The 20,746-nt window shown below is 48.0% G+C and carries 14 protein-coding genes; 7 read left to right on the top strand and 7 right to left on the bottom strand.

Features of this window, described 5'->3' with window-relative positions; translation table 11 throughout:
• Positions 1-3 precede the first annotated feature (3 nt).
• Positions 4-1,779 carry a sensor histidine kinase gene (locus MKY66_RS27740; RefSeq protein ID WP_076209739.1) on the top strand — a complete coding sequence of 592 codons (1,776 nt, stop codon included), beginning with the start codon at positions 4-6 and terminating at the stop codon, positions 1,777-1,779.
• Complete coding sequence (locus MKY66_RS27735; RefSeq protein WP_076209740.1) at positions 1,758-3,044, top strand: ABC transporter substrate-binding protein; 1,287 nt, start codon at positions 1,758-1,760, stop codon at positions 3,042-3,044. Before MKY66_RS27740 ends, MKY66_RS27735 begins: the two co-directional genes overlap by 22 nt.
• A gap of 349 nt (positions 3,045-3,393) precedes the next feature.
• On the opposite strand, the gene MKY66_RS27730 is transcribed toward MKY66_RS27735, so the two are convergent.
• From MKY66_RS27730 to MKY66_RS27720, 3 genes are all read right to left on the bottom strand, one after another.
• Positions 3,394-5,106, bottom strand: a complete 1,713-nt coding sequence (locus MKY66_RS27730; RefSeq protein WP_076209741.1) for an ABC transporter ATP-binding protein — start codon at positions 5,104-5,106, stop codon at positions 3,394-3,396.
• Positions 5,107-5,184: 78 nt separating this feature from the next.
• Positions 5,185-6,213, bottom strand: coding sequence for an ABC transporter substrate-binding protein (locus MKY66_RS27725; protein WP_076209742.1), 1,029 nt, complete (start codon positions 6,211-6,213; stop codon positions 5,185-5,187).
• 110 nt (positions 6,214-6,323) lie between these two features.
• Entirely contained in the window at positions 6,324-7,970 is a 1,647-nt protein-coding gene (locus MKY66_RS27720; RefSeq protein ID WP_076209743.1) for an AraC family transcriptional regulator, read from the bottom strand.
• Between the two features lie 721 nt (positions 7,971-8,691).
• On the opposite strand from MKY66_RS27720, the gene MKY66_RS27715 reads away from it, so the two are divergent.
• Both MKY66_RS27715 and MKY66_RS27710 read left to right on the top strand, forming a co-directional pair.
• Positions 8,692-9,681: a LacI family DNA-binding transcriptional regulator gene (locus MKY66_RS27715; RefSeq protein WP_076209744.1), complete on the top strand. Its 990-nt coding sequence runs from the start codon at positions 8,692-8,694 to the stop codon at positions 9,679-9,681.
• A gap of 161 nt (positions 9,682-9,842) precedes the next feature.
• Positions 9,843-13,235: a cellobiose phosphorylase gene (locus tag MKY66_RS27710; protein WP_076209745.1), complete on the top strand. Its 3,393-nt coding sequence runs from the start codon at positions 9,843-9,845 to the stop codon at positions 13,233-13,235.
• Positions 13,236-13,316: 81 nt separating this feature from the next.
• Here MKY66_RS27710 and MKY66_RS27705 read toward each other — a convergent pair whose 3' ends face one another.
• Positions 13,317-14,516: a methyltransferase domain-containing protein gene (locus MKY66_RS27705; protein ID WP_076209746.1), complete on the bottom strand. Its 1,200-nt coding sequence runs from the start codon at positions 14,514-14,516 to the stop codon at positions 13,317-13,319.
• Positions 14,517-14,782: 266 nt separating this feature from the next.
• Here MKY66_RS27705 and MKY66_RS27700 point away from each other — a divergent pair, with 266 nt between their 5' ends.
• Together MKY66_RS27700 and MKY66_RS27695 are read left to right on the top strand one after the other, a co-directional pair.
• On the top strand, positions 14,783-15,283 hold the full coding sequence (locus tag MKY66_RS27700; RefSeq protein WP_076209747.1) for a GNAT family N-acetyltransferase: 501 nt from the start codon (positions 14,783-14,785) through the stop codon (positions 15,281-15,283).
• A gap of 24 nt (positions 15,284-15,307) precedes the next feature.
• Positions 15,308-16,096, top strand: coding sequence for an SDR family oxidoreductase (locus MKY66_RS27695; RefSeq protein ID WP_076209748.1), 789 nt, complete (start codon positions 15,308-15,310; stop codon positions 16,094-16,096).
• Between the two features lie 113 nt (positions 16,097-16,209).
• Here MKY66_RS27695 and MKY66_RS27690 read toward each other — a convergent pair whose 3' ends face one another.
• Complete coding sequence (locus tag MKY66_RS27690) at positions 16,210-16,758, bottom strand: GNAT family protein (RefSeq protein WP_076209749.1); 549 nt, start codon at positions 16,756-16,758, stop codon at positions 16,210-16,212.
• Between the two features lie 32 nt (positions 16,759-16,790).
• Positions 16,791-17,033: a DUF2164 domain-containing protein gene (locus MKY66_RS27685; protein WP_244988428.1), complete on the bottom strand. Its 243-nt coding sequence runs from the start codon at positions 17,031-17,033 to the stop codon at positions 16,791-16,793.
• Between the two features lie 392 nt (positions 17,034-17,425).
• On the opposite strand from MKY66_RS27685, the gene MKY66_RS27680 reads away from it, so the two are divergent.
• Positions 17,426-19,159 (top strand): glutamine--tRNA ligase/YqeY domain fusion protein, encoded by a 1,734-nt coding sequence (locus MKY66_RS27680; RefSeq protein WP_076209887.1) that lies wholly within the window; start codon positions 17,426-17,428, stop codon positions 19,157-19,159.
• Between the two features lie 334 nt (positions 19,160-19,493).
• Here the strand turns inward: MKY66_RS27680 and MKY66_RS27675 are convergent, their stop codons facing one another.
• Positions 19,494-20,687: an MFS transporter gene (locus MKY66_RS27675; protein WP_047840746.1), complete on the bottom strand. Its 1,194-nt coding sequence runs from the start codon at positions 20,685-20,687 to the stop codon at positions 19,494-19,496.
• Between the last annotated feature and the right edge of the window lie 59 nt (positions 20,688-20,746).

Raw genomic sequence — 20,746 nt, 5'->3', positions numbered from 1 at the left:
GTCATGACAGCCTACCGCAAACTCAGCATCAAAATGAAAATGTTTCTGATGATTATGTTCATGATGGCGTTTATCATCATCCTCGCGTTTGGGTCCTTATATTATACGTACTCCGTTTATGACAAACAGCTGTTTGATAAGTCGTCCCGACTTCTGAACCTTTCTTCGTCTACAGTGGATGTTGAACTTCAGAAGTTGGAAGCGTTATCATTAAATATGATCTCCGATACGCAGATTCAAAGAGCCTTGAAGTCGTTGCTGGATGACGATAGCGCATATTCAAGCTTTATTGAACGAAAGAAAATCACGGATCGGTTATGGGAGCATATCAGTGGGGCTGCACGTTATGTGCAGTCCGTTCATCTGATTGATTCCAGGGGAAGAGTCAATAAATATGGCGAGACACTAACCGTATCCCAGGAAAAATACGATCGGATGATTGCGGCTGCGGAGCAGGCCAATGGTGCAGTGCGCTGGCTATACCCGGATGACGATGACCCGATGCTGGTTATGGTCCGTCAGGTGCGAACTTACGAACCGATGACCCTGGAACCGGTAGGCATACTGTTTCTGCGTATTAATATCGAGCGACTCGTTGAGGAGTATGCGGGCATCGACAGCCAGGACAGTGACATTATTTTAAAAGCAGGCAGTGAGGTGGTTTATCCTTATCGCCAGCTTTCGGAAGCGGTGTCCGCGGGGCTGAATCCACTTTCAGGCAGTGGGGGATATGAGATCAAAAATCTGGATGGGAGGGAGATATTCCTTTCCCAGAAAAAATCCGCCTACACCGGCTGGGTTTATTATAATATGGCCTCTTATGATGAAATTTTTGAACGTATTATATGGTTGAAAAATATACTAATTGTCGTTTATCTTATCGCCATTCTGGTTGTTCTCGCACTTGGTATGGTGTTCGCACGCAGTCTGACAAGGCCAATCCGGCAGCTCATCAGTCAGATGAAGGAGGTTCAGTATGGCGATCTGGAGAATATGGACGCCAATCTGTCCATTCCAACACACCAGCACATGGATGAATTGGGATTGTTACAACGTACGTACCGACTGATGATTACACATATTAATACATTGATCAAAGAAAATTATGCAAGCCAACTGGTCATTAAAGAAACAGAGTTCAAGGCGCTACAGGCGCAGATCAACCCCCACTTTCTGTATAATGCGCTGGATTCGATCCATTGGCTCGCCAAAAAGAACAGGCAGGAGCAAATCTCCAGTATGGTGTTATCACTCGGATATTTGCTGCGTTCCTCCATCAGCTTCAAGCAAAATATCATTACCATTGCCGAAGAGCTGGAGATCGTCAATCATTACATCACCATTCAGACCTACCGTTTCCGGCAGCGACTGGATTTCCGCTTAGATGTGCCCGCTGCCTATCTGGGGTGTGCCACTCCAAAGTTGACCCTACAGCCATTATTGGAGAATGCCATTCAATATGGTTTGGAACCACAGGTTGGTTCATGTCTGATTCGAGTGTATGCCGAGATATCCGGTGGCAAGCTGGCCCTTATCGTGGAGGATCACGGTCCTGGCATGGAACCCGAATATGTGGAACAGGTGCTGCGCGGTGAAGTGAAAACCAGAGGAACAGGTATTGGTCTGCTGAATATCAGGGAGCGGGTACGTCTGGCTTTTGGCGAAGAATATGATGTTCTGCTGGAGAGCAAGCCGGGGCGTGGAACGAGAGTAACGGTGCTGCTGCCACCCCCATCACCAGGTAAGGAGGAGAAGTTATGGGAAGATGGATGCGAATGATAGGCATGCTCTGCCTTATGCTGACTCTTCCTGGCTGCGTGAACCAGTTGGATCAAAGGCCAGGCATGATTGTGGAAGAAGAGCCGATAACGCTGCGAATCGCTTGGTGGGGTGGGGAGTTTCGCAACAATGCAACGATAGCCGTTATCAACCTGTATGAGAAGTTGAATCCACATGTGAACATCGAATACGAATATAGCAGTTTCAACGAATACTGGAGAAAACTTGCACCACATGCAGCAGGCAATGCGTTGCCCGACATTATCCAGATGGACATCTCCTATCTGTCCCAGTACAGTTCGCTGCAACTGTTGGAGGATATGACGCCGTACATGCAGAGCGGGCTGATTGACACGACAGATATTGAGAAGGAACAGTTGGAGAGTGGTAGCCTGAATGGAAAAACCTATGGTCTCAGTTTAGGGGTTAACGCCATGCTCAGCATCTATGATCCGGAAGTGTTAAAGGCCAATGATATTGAATTGCCAACGGATACGTGGACATGGGCGGATTTTGACCGGATGGGCGAGCAATTGCTCGGGAAAGGCATCTATCTGGGAACCTATTTTACGCCGGAACAGTTTTTCGCGTATTACTTGAGACAGTATGGTTCCAAGCTATACGCGGAGGATGGCAAGAGGTTGGGTTATGAGGATGATGGGCTATTTATTGAATACTTTGGCAGGATGCAGCAGCTCGCAGAGAAGAAGCTTATTTTTGCACCGGATATCTGGACATCAGATATTGGCCAGCCTGATAACGACCCGTTTTATCTGGGAGAGGCTTTGTTTAGCTGGGGGTATTCCAACCAATTTATCAGCACCGCTCAGCGTTATGGCAAACCCTTAACCATCTCCCCAATGCCTGGGCCAAACAGCCAGAATGGATTGTTCTTGAAGCCAGGCATGTTTTTCTCCATGGCGGGTAATTCCAGACATAAGGAGGAAGCTGCCAAGTTTATCAGCTTTTTTGTGAATGATTTGGATGCCAATCTGCTGCTCAAAGGGGAGCGGGGTGTGCCCGTCTCATCCAGTGTCAAAGAGCGGATGAAGCTGGTGGTTGAACCGGAGCTGGCGCAGGTGTTTGATTATATCGATTGGGTTGCGGATAACAGCACTCAGATGGACCCGCCTGATCCCGTAGGTGCGCCAGAGGTCACTGCGGTGTTACGTGAGTTGTACGATCTCCTGTTGTTTGGCAAAATTACGCCTGAGCAGGCGGCGGTGGAATTTCGTGAACGGGCGAATGCCATTCTGGATAGGTAGTTATATAAATTGAACTAAACGCCATTTACACTTGCCACTTCGATGACAGAACAATCTTCTGATCGCTGTTATCCCCAGATTTTTTTGGATTTCCTTTTTCAAAGGGTAAAATCCGGGGATAGCGTATGCTTCCGATGTAGCTTTCTTGCAGAAAGCTTTTAGGCGAACGCTCCCGCTTCTTCAGGTTATTTCTGTCCTCTGCGTTCTCGTGTAAATATGTAGTTCAATTTATATAACGAATAGTAAATATAAAACAACCTTCACTCTAGGACAGAGGGAAGGTTGTTCTGTTGTTGTGATCATGCATTTAAGCCTACAAACCACTTGGTCTCACTTTTAAGCCTCGCCTTTAACCAAACTGGGCTTGATGCAGTCGGCTGTACGAGCCTTTACGCGCGAGAAGTTCTTCATGACTTCCTTGTTCAGCGACGGTGCCGTTCTCCACCACCACGATGCGATCGGCATGTCTAATGGTCGCCAGTCGATGGGCAATCACCAATGTCGTACGGCCCTGAGCCAGCTCGGACAAGGCCAGTTGAATGGCAGCTTCCGTCTCGGTATCGAGAGCGGATGTAGCTTCATCCAAAATGAGAATAGGTGGGTTTTTCAGGATCATTCTTGCGATGGATAAACGTTGCTTCTGTCCGCCGGACAATTTCACGCCACGTTCACCGATCATGGTATTGAGTCCATCTGGCTGGGATTGTACCAGCTCTTCCAATTGGGCCCTGCGAATGGCTTGCCAGATTTCTTCATCGGAAGCATTCAGTTTGCCGTATGCAATATTTTCACGAATTGTTCCGTCAAACAGGAAAATATCCTGCTGCACAATCCCGATATGGGAGCGCAGTGATTCCAGCGTCATGTCCTTCACCGGAATGCCATCGATGGAGATATGTCCTGCATCCACATCGTAGAAACGTGGGATCAGACTGCATAACGTCGTTTTACCTCCGCCCGAAGGTCCAACCAGAGCAACCGTCTGGCCTGCCTGGATATCCAGATTGACCTGAGACAGCGTAGGTTTGTGTTCTCCATAAGAAAAGGTAACGTTATGGAAAGCAATATCTCCTTTGACATCCGGAATCGGTTTCGCCTGTGGTGTATCTTCTACATCCGGTACAGCTTCAAGAAGCTCCAGGTAACGTCTGAATCCGGCGATGCCTTTGGGATACGTCTCGATGACAGAGTTAATCTTCTCGATCGGTCCGAGGAATACATTGGAGAGCATCACAAAAGCGATGAATTCCCCGTAGGTCATACTGCCTTGAATGACAAACCAGGTTCCACATACCAGTACAAACAGCGATACAAATTTCATCAGGATAAAACTGAGTGAAGAGTTCCAGGCCATAATACGGTAGGTGATTAGTTTTGTAAGCCGGAAACGTTCGTTGTTCTCAACGAAACGTCCTACTTCATGTTTTTCATTGGCAAAAGCTTGTACCACACGGATGCCGCTCACATTATTTTCTACCCGTGCGTTATAATCGGCGATATCCGCAAACATGCGCTTGAACGCCTTGGACATTTTGCGACTGAAATACAGTGACAGGTAGATCATCAGCGGAACGATGATGAACGTCATCACGGCGAGCTGCCAGTTGATCCCCAGCATAATCCCGAAAGCTCCGGCGAGTGTCATGAGGGCAATGAACAGGTCCTCGGGTCCGTGATGCGCGATCTCACCAATATCCATCAGGTCGTTGGTCATGCGGGAGACCAGATGTCCGGTCTTATTGTTATCGAAGAAGCGGAAGGACTGTTTCTGTACACGCTGGAACAGTTCACGCCGCATATCGGATTCGATGTTAATGCCAAGTTTGTGGCCCCAATAGGTCACTGCATAATGGAAAATGGAACTGAGCAGGTAGATGCCGAGCAATCCAACACACGCCGCTAAGATCATGGACCAATTGCCAGCCGGAAGCAGTTGATCGACCACCCGGTTAACGGCGAGTGGAAAGGCCAGCTCCAGCAGAGCGGCAGCGATGGCACAGGAGAAGTCCAAGATAAAGAGTCTTTTGTAAGGACGATAATAAGACATAAAACGGCGAAGCATATGTAAGTCCTCCTCGATATCACACAAATGCCCGAGCAGGATCATTAGCCTGTCCGGACACCTGGATTCATCCTTATGTTATTTACGGTTTTGCTTGGCACGTTCTACGATCATATCGGCGAATTCTTCAGCCTGACCTTGAATTGCAATCGGATCGAAGTACCAGTAACGGTCTTCCAATAATTCATACACCTGATTGTTTTTCACAGCCGGCAGGGATTGCCAGATGGCATCACCTTTGTAATTTTTATTGTTCTCTCCAACGGTCAAGAAGATATGATCACCTGCATAATCACCAACAACTTCACGCGAAATTTCTTTCCATTGGGTATCACCCATCAGTTCTTTTTTGGTGATTTCGAGTGGGGCAAGTTGCAAAGCACTGTAGACCGCTTGTCCTCCTCGACCAAAATTGTCTCCATATCCATAATAACTCTTGTCGGATACTTCAAGGATGGAGAAGGTTTCCTCCGGTTTAATGACTGTTTTCACCTTAGCACGAGCGGCTTCAATCCGTTCATCGTACGTTTTCAGCCAAGCTTCGGCTGCTTCGGATTTGTTCATCAGCTCTCCGAATCCCCGGATTTCGTCATGTACATTGGTGAATGTACCATACGGAATGACCACGGTCGGTGCGATTTTTTTATAACTTTCAATCTCTTCGGCTTGATCAGAGTAGGTAATGATCAGATCCGGGTTCAAGGCAATAACCTTCTCCATGGATACCGCCGCCCGATCACCAATACTCTCTATGCCCTCCACCTGATCGGCATAGAACGGGTTTTCCAAATAATATTGAACAGCCCCAACGGGTTTCACACCCAGTGCGAGCAGATCACTTACGTACATATCGGTAACGATTCGTTTCGGTTCAGCCGGAATTTCAACATCCCCGCTTAACGACTTGTAGATTCGTGTGCCATTCGAATTATCCGAACCGGACGACGTGTCTGTGTTTGTCTCGGTAGAGGCTGTTGTCGTTTCGGTTCCCGCTGCCGATGTCTGTTCAGTCGCAGTCGAGCCTGTTCCGCTGCTACAAGCAGCCAGAATCATAATGATGGCGAGCATAAGCAGCAAGCCGGAAAAGCGTTTTTTTGCAGCAAACATATTTTTGTTCCCCCTGTGTATAATCAATAATGATTATTATTCTCATTAATAACATAGAGGAAGATGTGATATTTGTACATGGACAACTATGATCACTACTGCATGGACAATTATGATGTGAGGTGACGCATGATATGCTGCAACTGCTCCATAACGGACAAGGGATCGAATCCATAGAACATGTCGGCATCAATCTCGTATACACGTCCTTCACGAACGGCGGAGAGGGTGCCCCAAGATTCCTGATTCAGCAGGTTATCGAGCATTTCTCGTTCGGCAGGTTCCTCAGGGAAGGCGACAAACATGTGATCTGCGGCATACAAGTGAATCTCGGACAACGGAACATGAACGTACCCCGTAAGTAACTGCCCATCCTGCTCCATACGTGACGGCGGAGTGAAGCTCAGCGATTGATACAGCACATGAGAAGCTCTGCCCCAGCCATGACCATAGATATAAGCCCCGTCTTCTCCAATCATAAACATGCAAACGGCGGACCCTCGTGTTCCATCCATCTGTTGGTCCAACGTATGATTGGCTTCTTGCTCAAGTTGATGATATCGTTCTAACAACGCTTGTGCATTCGACTCCAGCCCGGTAATTCGGCCCAAATGAAGAAGCTGCTCTTGCCAATCGATTTCCTCAAAAGGCATCAGGATAGTCGGTGCGATCAGACGTAGTTCATCGGAAGCGGGATGCGGTGCATATCCGACAATGACATCGGGCTGAGCGTTTGCAATCAGATCCGTATGTCTAACCAGCTCATATTCGGAATGTTGCTCAAATGGTTCATGACCATCCTGACCATGTTCACCCAGTTTCTCTTCCATCCAGCTGGCTACGGCGCCCATGTGAGGAGTGTGGCCCAATGCCAGAAGCGAGGCTGTATAATTGTAAGTCAAAGATACAATCTTTTTGGGCATTTTTCGGTAGTGTGTTGGTGCTGATCCAACCATCTGTTTGAATTTGCGGCTCAGATAGAAGGTGTCCCTGTAGCCTGTCAGTTGTGCAATTTCCTGTAGGGTAGGGTTCGCGAACAACAGATGTTCTTGAGCCATCCTGATTCTGAGACGGGTCACATATTCAACAAACGTAAGACCTGTATGTTTCTTGAACTCCCGTGAAAAATGCTCAGGGCTCACATTTGCATCCCGTGCCAATTGTTCGCGGGTCAGCGGATGGGTATACATCTGATGGATATGTCTAAGCACGGCATCAAGCCAGGAGTGATCTTCATGAGCAGAATGAGCCACATGATCCCGCAAAATATCCAGTAACTCATAGAAAAACATATGTGGCCTGAAGGGGCTGGAATCACGGCCTGCCGTACTGGCTTGAACCAGCTCTACTGCCCTGTCGGTGAGAGTACGACTCGCAATGGGAGCTGGTATCCCGAACGGCCAGAACAGCTGTTCATTCTCAGTGGAATCAAAAGCAATAGCAATGCCCTGTACTGGCGACAGGGAGCCGCGTTTGTTCTCGTGCTGAAGCAGGCTTCCGGCTTGCCGAACGACTGCGGAGCCCGCATTTAATGTCAGTTTCCCCTCTGCACTGATCAGCCTGGCCTGGCCAGCAGTAATGACGTATAGCACATGAAGAGTGCTCCACATCTCATCTATGCGGGAGAATGCCTCGCGGTCGTGAAGCTGCACCAGATGGCACAGCTTGAAGAGGGCAACAGGTACGGACTGAATCTTCTGCAAGGAAATGGGACGGGACAGCGATTTTTTATGATAAATAGGCTTGGAAATATTCATTAGATAACTGTCTCCTTACATAAGTCAGCAGTGGCATTATTCGTCTCATGCCCCTGGTGTGCTGGCGTAATTCTCGGATCTCGACTATTATGCAGTATATACTATAAACAGAGTGACGTGGATGGACAGATTGAACAAATCAACTTTTTATTTGAAAAATAGATAAAGTGGTTGAAATCGCTATCAACACCGACTATAATGAAAATGTCGAAACGTTTCAATCTGGCGTTTACTGCCAGTTTCATTGTATTAGGCACGAACTGTTTATAGAGCGCCAGATTGAAAGACGTGTCATGACCATCACTAATGGTATGTATTGGAAGGGGACGCATTCAACCGTGGCCCCATAAGGATGGGAACGAGGATTTTTTTGAGAAAACCTCGAAACGTTTCGATTGACATCCATCGCTATGATATGTATAAAGATTAATAAACGATAATGAAGGATTTAGTGGTTGTTCTAACCATGTACCGTATAAAATGTAGAGAACCTTAGAATTTGTTCTATATAAATTGAACGAAACATTTACACAAAACGGAGAGGACAGAAATAAGCTGAGGAAGCAGAGCGTGCGCCTTTATCCCCGGATTTACCCTTTATAAAAGGGAAATAAAAAATCTGGGGATAACAGCGATCGGAAGGTTGTTCTGTCATCGGAGTGGTCAGTGTAAATATTGTGTAGTTCAATTTATATATAGTATTAGAAGGAGCGAACGTCGAATGGCAACGATTAAGGATGTGGCAAAGCTGGCAGGTGTAGCACTCTCGACTGCTTCCTATGCGCTGAGCGGGGATAGCAAGGTTAGTGCCAAGACCAAGGCTAAAGTGCTTGAGGCAGCACGAGAACTGAATTACCGCAAGAACGGCTTTGCCATGGACCTGAAACGGAGCCGGACAAACACGATCGCTTTGATCCTGACCGATCTGTCGGGCCCGTATTACTCGGAGTTGATCCGTAGTGTACAGGATGTAGCCCTCGCGAACGGGTATGACCTGATTGCGTGCAGCTCCATGGGTGGACGGGACTCAACGGCAGTGCGATTTTTGCGTGAAAAAAGAGTAGATGGAGCCATCATCCTGGCGCATAACATTCATGATGATATTCTGGTAGAATCTGCCGGTCATCGTTTTCCGATCATTGTGATGGATCGTCAGCTGTCGAGTGACCATCTGGTCAACGTGCTGGTAGATGGAGAGCAGGGCGGTTACCTTGCTACCCGCCACCTGATTCAGGCAGGACATCAGAAGATTGCATATATCAGCGGTCCATCCAACTCGTATGACAACGCACTCCGTTACCAAGGGTTTCTGCGAGCGATGCGGGAAGCGGGACTTGAAGAAAAGTCCAAATGGCGTCTGAATGGTAATTTTGTACGTGAGGGCGGATACAGCGCAACTAAGATGATGATCATGCAAGGCGATCTTCCCTCAGCGGTATTTTACGGTAACGATGAGATGGCGATTGGCGGCCTAAAGGCATTGGAAGAGCGTGGTGTATCGGTGCCGGATGATATTTCCGTGATCGGTTTTGACGATATTCAGTTGTCCGAATATGTGAATCCACCACTGACAACGATACGCCAGCCGAAGCATGAAGCCGGGTCGCTCGCCGGACATCTGTTATTCCAGATGCTCAATGGCGAAGCGGTTGACCCTTCATATACGTTAACGATTAACATGATCGAGCGCAGCTCTGTACGTTCGGTTTAGACCGAGTCTGAACAACAAAGAACTGCCTGCATGCTGAAGTAAAAGTTTAATGATGGGGTTATCGTCCGGACGGGCTGTAAATGGCCGGTTTGAAGAGGCCCCTATTCTTTTTCAGATTTATCGAAACGTTTCGATTTTAACTAATTCAAGGAGTGAACCTTATGACAACGATGATTAATGAACCGATCCGGTTAAGTGCCGGAGAGTTATCCTTTACCTTTTTGAACAGTGGCGACCTATACCAGGCTACATCCGGCACAACGATGTTGAACCAGTTGCTCAGCAACCAGATTGATGGATCTCTGAATAACCTGTACCTGCGTGTACATGAGGGAGAGAATATCAACTCGTTCCCGTTGCTCGGTGTACGTTCGAACAGCAAGGTGATTACAAGCAAGGCACAATCCAGCAACCAGTTGATCTGGGAGGGCACAGTCCAGCTGGAAGGTAGCGAAAAAGGCATTGGCTATCAGGTCGTATTTACGGCTACACCGCAAGGTGTCTGGTTCTGGGATGTGAAGCTCACAGGACAACAACATAACGTAGATGTGGTATACGGACAGGATGTTGGGCTTGCAGATCCAGGTGCGGTACGTAGTAATGAGGCTTATCTGTCACAATACATTGACCATACGGTGTTTGAAGATGAGGCGAAAGGCTATGTCGTTTGTTCCCGTCAAAACCAGCCTCAGGGCGGTGCATTTCCATATATGCAACAAGGTTCCCTGACCAAAGCAGTTGGTTACTCCACAGATGGATTCCAATTCTTCGGTCTGTCATACAAGGAAACGAATCAACCAGAGAGCTTGAATCGACCAACGCTGGCGAATGAGACGTATCAGTATGAATTTGCCTACACGGCGCTGCAATCTGAACTGCTGAATCTGAACGGAGAAGCACAGGTAGTGTTTTATGGACTAGCGAAGCCTAATCATGCCGAAGGAATCTCTTCACTGGAATTCGGGGATGAAGTTACCGCAGCATGGAATGAAGTACAGGCTCAGACTGTGGAAAACGGTGATACGTTGGAACAGGTGAAACTGTCCTCCTTCCTGGGTGAACCACTGGTAACACTCGATCTGACGCAAGATGAGATTCATGAGCTGTTCCCTGATCGTCATCAGGAAGAGCACAGTGGTGAGGAACTGTTATCCTTCTTCACAGGCAGCTATGAACATATCGTTCTGAAAGCAAAAGAATTGCTCGTAGAGCGTCCGCATGGTCACATTCTGATGAGTGGTGGCAATGTGCAACTTGGAGCACAGGTTATTACGACAACGTCGTATATGTACGGTATTTTCAACTCACAACTCGTTATTGGTAACACCAATTTTAATAAAATGATCAGTAATGCCCGCAATGCATTAAACGTGCCGAAAACGGCGGGACAACGCATCTATGTGGAAATGGACGGACAATATCGCCTGCTGACGATGCCTTCCCTGTTCGAGATTGGCTTCAACTATGTACGTTGGATCTACAAAACGGCATCCGATACGATCATCGTGACGAACTACACAGGGGCACACACCACCGAAGTGAGCATGAACGTACGCTCCACAAGTGGCATAGCATACCGTTACCTGGTAACAAACCAGATTACGATGAATGTGAATGAATACGAGTATCCGTTGCATATGACGCAGGATGGCGATACTTTGATCTTCAAGGCTGATCCACAAGCGATTAGTGCAGGGACGTACCCAGATCTGCAATACCGCATGTCGGTGGACGGCGCAGCTGTGAATGTAGGGGACGAAACGTTGCTGGCAAGTGGTATCCGCAGTGGTTCCGCATCACTGGTTACGCTTAGTCTGGAAGCAAGTGCTGAATGGACGCTGAAGGTACAAGGGGTATTGGAAGGTCAAGCGGACAGCGGAGTGGTAGCAGGTTCAAGCCTGACGTTTGAAGAGGAAGTGCAGGCATACCGCGAGTTCTTCGCAGGTGTGATGAACGGGTTCCGTTTGTCCCGTGGAGAAGGTCAGAGTGCAGAGGATCTGTTCAAAGTAAATGCGCTGGCTTGGTGGTACACCCACAACATGCTGGTTCACTACTCTGTGCCTCACGGTTTGGAGCAGTATGGCGGCGCGGCTTGGGGTACACGGGATGTGTGCCAAGGTCCGGTGGAGTACTTTATGGCAACGCAAAAATATGAGCAAGTTCGCGATATCATCAAAATGGTTTATACCCACCAATATGAAGATGATGGCAACTGGCCGCAATGGTTCATGTTTGATAAATACTTTGCGATTCAACAGGAAGAAAGTCATGGCGATATCATCGTATGGCCGTTGAAAGTATTGGCGGACTACCTGACAGCGACTCGCGACTATGCAATCCTGGATGAGAAAGTACCTTATACCGTGAAGCATAGCTTCGGGTTCACGGAAGAGACGGCAACGGTGCTGGATCACGCGAAAAAAGAGATCGAATATATCCGTTCGCACTTCCTGCACGATACGTTCCTGTCTTCCTACGGAGATGGCGACTGGGATGATACGCTCCAACCAGCCAATGCACAGCTCAAGCAATACATGGTGAGCAGTTGGACTGTGGCATTGACGTATCAGTCCGTGAACGTGCTCTCGCAAGCGCTGAAATTCAAGGATGCGGACTTTGCACAGGAGCTTGACGTGCTGGCTCAAGGCATCCGTGAGGACTTTAACCGTTACATGCTGGGCACAGATGTGATTCCAGGCTTTGTATACATGGAAGAAGCCGACCAAGCGAAGCTGATGCTTCATCCAACGGACACAGAGACAGGCATTCAATATCGCCTGTTGCCAATGACGCGCAGCATGATTGGTGAGTTGCTGAATGCGGAGCAAGCAGAGTCTCATTACGCATTGATCCGTGAACAGTTCTTGTGCCCGGATGGCGTGCGTCTGATGAATCGTCCAGCTCAATATGCTGGTGGTGTAAGCACACACTTCAAACGTGCAGAGCAAGCGTCTAACTTCGGACGTGAGATTGGTTTGCAATATGTTCATGCTCATATCCGTTATGTGGAAGCGATGGCGAAGCTCGGGAAGACAGATCAGGTGTGGAATGGTCTTGCGATGATCAACCCGGTTGGTATCGGCGAGGTTGTACCTAACGCGGAGATTCGCCAAGCGAACTCATACTTCAGTAGTTCAGACGGTAAGTTTAATACGCGTTACGAGGCACAGGAGCATTTTGACCAGCTTCGTAAAGGGACTGTACAAGTGAAAGGCGGATGGAGAATCTACTCCAGCGGCCCTGGAATCTACATGAACCAGCTGATCTCCAATGCACTTGGCATTCGTCAAGAGGGCGGCGATCTGGTCATTGACCCGGTATTGCCAGCTGAGCTGAACGGCATGCAATTCGAATTTGAGTATGCGGGTGAGCCGGTGACGTTTATCTATCACTTGAACGAAGGTGCTGTGAGCCGTGTAGCGGTGAACGGTAAGGACATTCGTACCGAGCGTACAGCGAACCGTTACCGTCAGGGTGGGGTCTGCATCTCGCTTGATGAGTTCAGACAAGCACGCAGTGCAACTGAGCGTACGGTCGTTGATATCTATATGTAATCTCACAGCATGATGTACACCAAGGTCATCCTCCTTTATTCAAAGGCGGGATGGCCTTTTTGCCATATGCTCTTACGATTGTTACCGCAGTGGAACTGCCAGCAACGTATGCAACAGCTCATTATGCCGCACATGCTTGGTTACGTAGCCCTGTTGCTCCAGCCAGCCGCATAGCTCACTGAGCAGAGGGAAGTGACGTTCGCGCAAGGCGCGCAGCTGTTCCTCGTGTCCTGTGGTCTCTGCCTGTCGAATATAGGAATCACGGTGAGTCGCATCAACAAACATCAGATCGGTTAGACCGATACGTCCGCGCGAGGTTAATACCCGCTGCATCTCCTGTAAGGCCAGTCCTTGCTGGTCTGGACTCAGATGATGGATGGCAAAGCTGGATACGACAAAATCGAAGGAATGATCGGTAAAAGGCAGCGCCAGAAAATTACCAAGTTTCACATGCATCTTGGGATATTTGGTACGACATCTGCGTAGCATCTCCCGGGATTGGTCGATTGCAGTCATGTCTGCGCCGTGCTGTAGCAGTTTCCCAGCCAGATTACCTGTGCCTGTACCAATATCCAGTCCTTTCTCACCAAGGGCGGGAGAGATCCAATGAGCTGTCTGTTCGAGCGCTTCGTCATAGTTATGATACAGATAAAAGGAAGACTGTACCGTATCATTGGAGTCGCTCTGCGTGGAATGATCTGCATCCTGGTGTGGATGTGCAACTTCATTCTCATCGCTTACAGGGGAGGCGTTGTCCGAATGATGATTGTCCTCTGAATTGGGATGTCCAATACTGCCTCTGCCTGCCGCCTCCACTCGCTGATCATGGATGGCTGCCTGCGTATCATAATTCCACCGATCATGCCAGTTCTGCCGGGCTTCGCGCAGGCGACGGGCACTGTCCGCGAGATCGTGCAGATGGCTGACATCCAACGGGCCGTCCTGACGATTCAGGTCAATCATGCGCTGGGTTGTATCCATCATACGTTTGAGCTCAATCCACTGGGCATACATGACGGCCTGTTGCAGCTCCAGATATTCTTCCAGCCGCTGCTGATTCCCTTGATCAATCTCTCCGAGCGCATGTGTAATATCCTGTAGCGACATGCCAATCTCACGCAGTGCAGCAATGGTCTGAAGCCGCCAGATATCATTCTCCGTATAGGTACGATAACCGTTACTGGACTGTTTGGCGGGTAGAATTAATCCTTTTTCTTCATAAAAACGAATGGCTCTCGCCGATATACCAAGCCTGCTTGCTGCCTCTTTGATATTCATCATGCATCCCCTCCTTATCGAATCAGTATAAAGCATGACGTTACGGCAAGGTTAAGTGTTTATTTCATTTTGCGAAAAGGTTCAATACCGAGTGGAATTTTAGTCAAAGCTGAGGCTATGCTACAATATATAGAACAAAAAACTTAAATAGTGGAGTAAACGAACAATGTCTTCCTATTCCTAAGTTTCTCAACGTTCTGAACTCTCTTAACTTTCCCGACGTTGTAACGCACAGCGTTGTCGACTATAGCACGAAAGGTTGAATCATTATGCTTACCAGCCATACATTTACGATTCGTCCATCCGAGATTAAAGATGCAGCCCAGCTAATGGAGTTGGATGCCCTGGTATGGGACAAATACACCTCTCCTGCACCTATGCAATGGCGTTCCAGACAACAATATCTGCAGCATTGCCCGCCAGGCAGTCAATTGATTGCGGTGCAGGGAGAGCGGGTATGTGGTTATGTGGGCTTTAATCCAGCCACAGGTATGCCCGTCAACCGTCATGTCTACGAGATTCATATTGCGGTTCATCCTCATGATCGGCGTTGTGGCATAGCTACAGCTTTGATGGATGCCATCAAGCAGCATGCGGCCCAACAAGGCGTTCGCAAGCTCAGGTTGCGCGTACTCTCCAGCAATCCGGGAGCGATTACGTTTTATACCCAGTGTGGATTTGTGACAGAAGGCAGGCTGGTATCCGAGTTTTATATCGGCGGCAAGTATGTGGATGATATTCTTATGGGTTATTTTATCCAGACCAGATAAAAAGGTAGCTGAGGAGGAACAACGATGGATATGGGACTTCGGGGTAAAAAAGCACTGGTGCTGGCTTCCAGTCGCGGGCTGGGCAAAGCGGTTGCCGCTCAATTGGCAGCAGAAGGTGCTGACGTCATGCTCGCCAGCCGGAGCGAAGAAAAGCTCGCAGCAGTGAAGCAGGAGCTTCTGGCGCTTGGCGGTGGCGGACGTGTGGAATATTGTGCAACCGATGTGACACGCAAGGAAGATATTGAGGCTCTGATTCACAAGACAGCAGAAATGTTCGGACAGATTGATATTCTGGTGAACAATTCGGGTGGCCCGCCATCGGGTTCATTTGAGTCACTGACGGATGAAGATTGGGAACGTGCATTTGAATTAAATGTACTCAGTTATGTAAGGCTGATTCGCGGTGCTCTTCCTTATATGAAAGAAAGCGGAGGACACATTGTCAATATCGCTTCAACTTCGGTGAAGCAGCCGATTCCGGGTCTGGTGCTGTCCAACACGTTCCGTACTGGCGTGTTTGGATTGGCGAAGACGTTATCCCAGGAGCTGGCTCCATACGGAATTTTGATCAACACGGTGGCGCCAGGACGTATTGCAACAGACCGTATACGTGAGCTGGATGCAGCACGGGCTGAGCAGAATGGAATCAGTGAGGAAGAGGTATCTGACCAATTCCGTAAAGAGATTCCACTGGGCCGTTATGGTCAACCAGAGGAGTTTGCCAAAGCGGTTGTATTCCTGTTATCCGGAGCCAATACGTACATTACCGGAACCTCATTGATCGTGGATGGTGGTATGGTCCGAGCACTATAAAAGTCATGGATACAATAAAATACCCTCTGTCACCACATTACGTGGAGATCGAGGGTATTCGTGTTGATCCATTATGTTGGGAGAGATCACTCCCGATTCATTATGTAGGCGAATTAGCGCAAGAGTTCCCATTCATGCTGAAGCATGCCGTACACCGCATGGTTCACGTAACCTTTAGGCAGTTTCTCTGCCTGACGAATGACACCCTCGAGAACAAATCCGAGTCTTTCAGGGATAGCGCGACTCCGTTTGTTATTCGTTGCCGAGCGAATCTCGACGCGATTCAGGTCCAGGTTCACCAGAGCATAATCAACCAGAACGCGACAAGCGCTTGTCATCAAGCCTTGACCCTCAAAGCCTTTTCCAAGCCAATATCCGATGCTTACCGAGCGGTTGGTCCAGTTAATTTCGTGGAATCCAATGACGCCGGCTAGATCCCCTTTTGACCATACTCCGGCGGTGAATCCGCCATTCTCGGCACCTTGTTTTAACGCGTTGGTAATGAAGTTCGAGGTGTGTTCCACTTCTGTCACATGATCCACCCACGGCAACCAATGTCTCAGTTGATCCCGCGAGCGATCTGTCAGTTCGAACAGCGGTTTGGTATGTTCCATGGCCAGTGGCCGAAGTTCGGTATATTCATCCAATGAATAGGTAAACATGAATGCAACCTTCTTTCTTTATAAATTAGTGATTAACGGGAAGTCTTGGGTAACTTTTGCTCCAGTGCAAACAGGTCTTCTTCCATTGAGGCCATGCGTTGATTGACCGTTGTGCGTGCGTCACGGAGTGCCTGATTATATATGTAGGGAGCGAGCTGTGTCATGAACAGGTCGAGGACACCCCAAGCGGCCAGATCACCCAGTTCTTCGCCACGTTCCTCTTCGAAATACGACTGGATGGTGCGAATGGCTTCATCCTGCTGTTCTTTGGTCAGTTTAAGCGAGTTCGTTGGAATGGGAAACCCTCCCTTTAATTTGTTTTTAGGAGTTGTTCAAAAAGTCCGCTTTTGATTACGAATAATGCCTTACGGCATCATCAGCATCGAAGATGAAATTCAGCCGAAATGTCCGTTGCTCACGTAGTTTTCCTACGCTCCGCTACTCCATTTCTATCTTCATTCCATCTTCTCGGTACTGAAAACCAGACTTTTTGAACACGTACTTTTACTATCATGCTACATGATTCGAGCGAACCCGTCAAAATGGTTTAGGGCCTATTTATGCACGGCTTATCCTGACTTTGGTGCCGTTCTTTATTGAACTCCTCCCCCGTTAAAGGTATATTTAAATGAAACGCGTTGCAATTACTGAAAGTTCCAATCAATTCATGAAAGGTTTGATACCTGTGGACAATCGTACAACCCCACCTAACTTTATCAAAAATATTATTACCGAAGATCTCCGGTCTGGGAAAGTCCAGGAAGTTATTACCCGTTTTCCTCCGGAACCGAACGGTTATCTGCATATCGGCCATGCCAAGGCGATCTGGATTAACTTTACGCTGGGCGGCGAATTTGGCGGCAAAACGAATCTGCGCTTTGATGACACGAACCCGGTCAAGGAAGATGTAGAGTACGTTCAATCGATTCAGGAAGACGTGAAATGGCTCGGATACGAGTGGAACGAGAAACGTTTTGCCTCGGATTATTTTGACGAGATGTACAACCGTGCTGTCTTGTTGATTAAAAAAGGTAAAGCCTACATCGACGACCAAAGCGCCGACGAAATCCGTGAAATGCGCGGAACGCTAACGGAGCCGGGTAAGAACAGCCCGTACCGTGATCGTTCGGTGGAAGAGAATCTAGACCTGTTCACACGTATGCGTGCAGGTGAATTCAAGAACGGAGAGAAAGTGCTGCGTGCCAAGATCGATATGTCTGCACCAAATATCAATCTGCGCGATCCGGTTATTTACCGGATTTCACATGCACATCATCATAACACGGGCGACAAATGGTGTATCTATCCGATGTACGCCTTTGCTCACCCGCTCGAAGATGCCATTGAAGGTGTAACGCATTCCCTCTGCTCCCTGGAGTTCGAGGATCAACGTCCATTCTACGATTGGGTTATTGCCGAGTGTGAGATGGAGAGCCAACCACATCAGTACGAATTTGGCCGCCTGAATCTGTCCCAGATGGTGACAAGCAAGCGGAAGCTGAAACTGCTCGTAGACGAAGGCCATGTGGATGGATGGGATGATCCACGCATGCCGACAATTTCGGGTCTGCGCCGCCGGGGTTATACACCGGAAGCTATTCGTGATTTTGTATATGAGACAGGCATTTCCAAAAACTATGGAGTTATCGACCTGCAAACGCTGGAGCACTTTGTACGTGAAGATTTGAAACTGAAAGCTCCACGCACGATGGCTGTGCTGCATCCGCTCAAAGTGGTTATTACCAACTACCCTGAAGGGCAAGTGGAATGGCTTGAAGCTGAGAACAATGTGGAGAACCCGGAGATGGGTAATCGCCAAATTCCGTTCTCCCGTGAGATTTATATTGAACAAGACGATTTCATGGAAAATCCGCCAAACAAATATTTCCGTTTGTTCCCTGGCAACGAAGTTCGTCTGAAACATGCATACTTCATCAAATGTAACGATGTGATCAAAGATGCAGAAGGTAATGTAACTGAGATTCATTGTACCTATGATGTAGAGACGAAGAGCGGCAGTGGCTTCACTGGCCGTAAAGTCAAAGGAACAATCCACTGGGTAGAAGCGACTCAAGCGGTACCTGCTGAATTCCGTCTGTACGAGCCGTTGATCCTGGATGAAGCACCAGAAGCAGAGGTCGAAGTGGCAGTAGCTGGGGCTGAAGCTGAGGTTGTGGAAGAGCAACCGGAGAAAACGTTCCTGGATCAATTGAACCCGAACTCCCTTGAGATTGTTAATGGGTTTGTGGAACAAGAGATGAAAGAAGCGAACGCTCAGGATAAATTCCAATTCTTCCGTCACGGTTACTTTAGTGTAGATCCAAAACACTCCGAACCAGGACGTCCGGTATTTAACCGGGTCGTATCCCTGAAAAGCTCATTCCAACTGCCGAAGGCGTAAAGTAAAGTCAAGGCGTAGGATCAATGCTACAAGTTAGAGCTATAAAGACTTAAATTTATAAATGTAAAAGGCGTCTCCAGGACAACAACCCATGGAGACGCCTTTCTCTTTACTGCACCTATGATTAATCTTTTGTCTGAATGTTTGAACGTTTTATTTACACCATAACGGAGAGGACAGAAGAAAGCTGGAGAAGCGGAGCGGTCGCCTTTATCCCCGGATTTTACCCTTTGAAAAGGAAATCAAGAAAATTCGGGGATAACAGCGATCGAAAGATTCTTCTGTCATCGGAGTGCTCCAGTGGAAATCTCTTTCAACTTTTTCAAACAAAAGATTATCTGTCCTCATCCATATTACCCATCTCCGTCAATACAACCGGCTGATAGCCGTTACGTCGATTCGATAACCACATGATGCTAAATCCAACAGCGCCGATGAGCGAGAAGAATACGCCAATGCTATACATGATTTCTGCACCGAAGCTCTGGAACAACCAGCCGCCGAACAGACCGGCAATGACGCCGGAGAGACCGCCCCAGGCCATCGTATACACCGCTTGACCGGAGGAACGATAAGGTCTTGGAATAAACAGCATGGTCAGCTGTGTACCCACATAGAAGTATCCACCAAACGTAATGGAGTGCATTAACTGAATGAATACAATCTCCAGTGGGTTGTTAGCCAGTGCCATGAGCTGCCAGCGAAGTGCAAACAGCACACTGATCAAAATGAGAGATGCCAGGAGCATGCTCATTTTGCGTTTGAGTAAGCGATCGAGCAACAGGAATACGCCGACTTCGAGAATGGATGAGGTGAAGATGGCCCAGCCGACCATCTGTTTGTCACCACCCATTTCTACTATGTATAGTGACATAAACGTACTGTTCATGGCATTAGGCACCGATACGAGTACACCCAGGCCGATAAATGCCATAAAATACGGATTGAACATGACTTTGCCAAACCGCCGAAAAGTAACCACAGGTGTATCCGAAGCGATCGGCTGTCTGGGTAGAAATACGGATAATACAAAGGCGGTGGCAATCATGCACGCAAATATAATGGATACACTGCCGATGCCAAAACGGTCAATGAGCGGTCCGGCTGCGACGGCAGTCAGCGCCCAACCGAGTGAACCCCAGAGCCGGAATGATCCAAATTTCTGGTTTGTACCATCGATATATCCGAGAATCAGACTGTTCGTTTGAGCAAATAATGGACTTTGAAAAAAATAAAAGAAAATCATAGCTACATAGATCCACGTATATGTGGGCGCATAGAATACACCCTGGGCGAGTACAAATGTGCCTCCCATCATAATCATCAGAATGATGCGAATGTTGCGAGATTTATCGCTCCAGAAACCCCAGAACGGGTTGGCAAACAAGGATACAAAGGGTCCAATCGCCATGAGACTGCCAATCTCCAGTTTGGTCATACCAATCTCTTGCAGATACAACTGCAGGAATCCGGCGAAGATCGAGATGGCTCCATATATGAAAAAGTTATATAGTTTCAGAGAAACCAATGAGGGATTGCCTCTTGAAGGTGCAGGTCTGTCCAATTAAGCCATTCCTTTCAAATGCA

This window comes from Paenibacillus sp. FSL R5-0766 (genome assembly GCF_037971845.1).
Classification (GTDB): Bacteria; Bacillota; Bacilli; order Paenibacillales; family Paenibacillaceae; genus Paenibacillus.
The sequence above is the reverse complement of the archived record's forward strand: the minus strand, read 5'-3'. Positions and strand labels throughout refer to the sequence as shown.